Genomic DNA, 1,513 nt, shown 5'->3' with positions numbered 1-1,513 from the left:
GAACGAACGCGGCCTGGACCAGTACGAGGTCCGCCGCTGTCCGGGCTGGTACCGGCACATCACTCTCGCCCTAAGCACCGTTGCAGTACTGGTCGCCCTCGGCAGCGCGTGAGCCGATGCCGGCGGCGGCGACCATCTGGCGGATGTCGGGACGGTTGCCGATGCGCTGACTGGCGGGCCTGCCCGGGGCGTCCGTCTGCGGCGACCCGGTGGAGCGCAGCAACTGCCTGGCCTTGGAGGAGGTGAGAGGGTGGTGTCCTCGTGCTCGCAGCATTCCCTGCAGGCAGGCCAGGGCGCCGGTCACCACGGGCGAGGCGCTGGACGTCCCGGAGAATCGGTCCGTGTACCAGCGGTCCTGGATCCATCCCCCCTGCAGATCCCCGTAGCCGGTGCTCGTGACCTCCCGGCCCCAGCCTTGGGCGTCGACACGGGAGCCGTAGTTGGAGAAGCCGAGGCGTGAACGGTCGGGCCCGTGGTCCGCGCCATGCGTGTCGGGCGGTGGCGCGCCCGCTCCCACCAGGACAGCTCCGGATTGGGGATTGCCGAGGTCGAAGGGGTTCGTCCAGCCCGTCGGGAAGCCTGTGGGCCGCACGCTGTACACGGCGTCGTCCAGGTTCTGCGCACCGTTGCCGGCTGCCTCGACCACCACGATGCCCTTCGCGACCGCGTAGCGGATCGCCGCGAAATCGTCCGGCCACCACTCGACGGCGATGAAGCCGAACTGGCCGTTCGGCGGGACGGGAGAGTTCGGTCCCGGCCGGTGGATTTCGAGGAGGATGATGTCGCCGGCGGCGAGTCTGTCGGCGGCGGCCCTGATCGCCTGCCCGGTGGATTGATCGGCGAACGACGAGGCGCCGACGGTGGCTTCTGGAGCGATTCCGGTGATGCCGTAGGCGTTGCGGTCACCGCCGACGACGCCGATGACGGCGGTGCCGTGATCGGTGTGCGCGGAGCTTGTGCCGGCGACGACGCCGTGCTGTCCCACGGACAGGTCCTCGTGGGTGAAGCGCCAGCCCCATTCGCAGTCGATGACGCTGATTCCCTGACCGCCACCGCCCGGGATCGTCCAGGCCAGCCAGGCGTCGACCCCGGCCGGGGCCGTGTCCAGGTAGGTCTGGTGGCTTCGGAAGTCCGGTGTGGTAGGGGGCGGCGCCTGGACGTCCGGCTGCATGTCGTTGAGCGTGCGAGGTCGCTCGAGAAGGGCCGGCGGCTCGCCCGCGGGTTTGATGTAGGCGGTCTCGACAAGGTCGTCCGCACGCAGGTCGGCGGCCAGCTCATCGAGGCGGTCCTCGTCCGTCACCACACGGTAGTAGAGCGAGAGGTCCGGAACCGGCGCGTCGTCGGTCGGTACGGGACCGGCCGCCTCGAGTGCCACGCCCGCTGAGCCGATCCGCTCCTTCATGTGGCCTTCCGACAGCCCGAACAGCGGTCGCAGAGCCGCGTGACGGGTTTCGAGCAGGTCCGCCAGGGGCCCGGTGTCGGAGCCGGTCGTCGATTCGACCGCACTGCCGAG

Annotated in this window: 1 protein-coding gene; it reads right to left on the bottom strand. The window is 70.3% G+C overall.

Annotated elements, in window-relative coordinates; genetic code table 11:
- Positions 1-70 precede the first annotated feature (70 nt).
- Positions 71-1,513, bottom strand: a 1,443-nt coding sequence (locus RIM90_RS31495; RefSeq protein WP_309064145.1) for a S8 family peptidase, incomplete at its 5' end; no start/stop codon positions are given.

The sequence above is a fragment of the Streptomyces sp. genome (assembly GCF_031181555.1).
In the GTDB taxonomy this organism is placed as follows: Bacteria; Actinomycetota; Actinomycetes; order Streptomycetales; family Streptomycetaceae; genus Streptomyces; species Streptomyces fimbriatus.
Note: the sequence above shows the minus strand (reverse complement) of the source record. Positions and strands in the feature narration are given on the sequence as shown.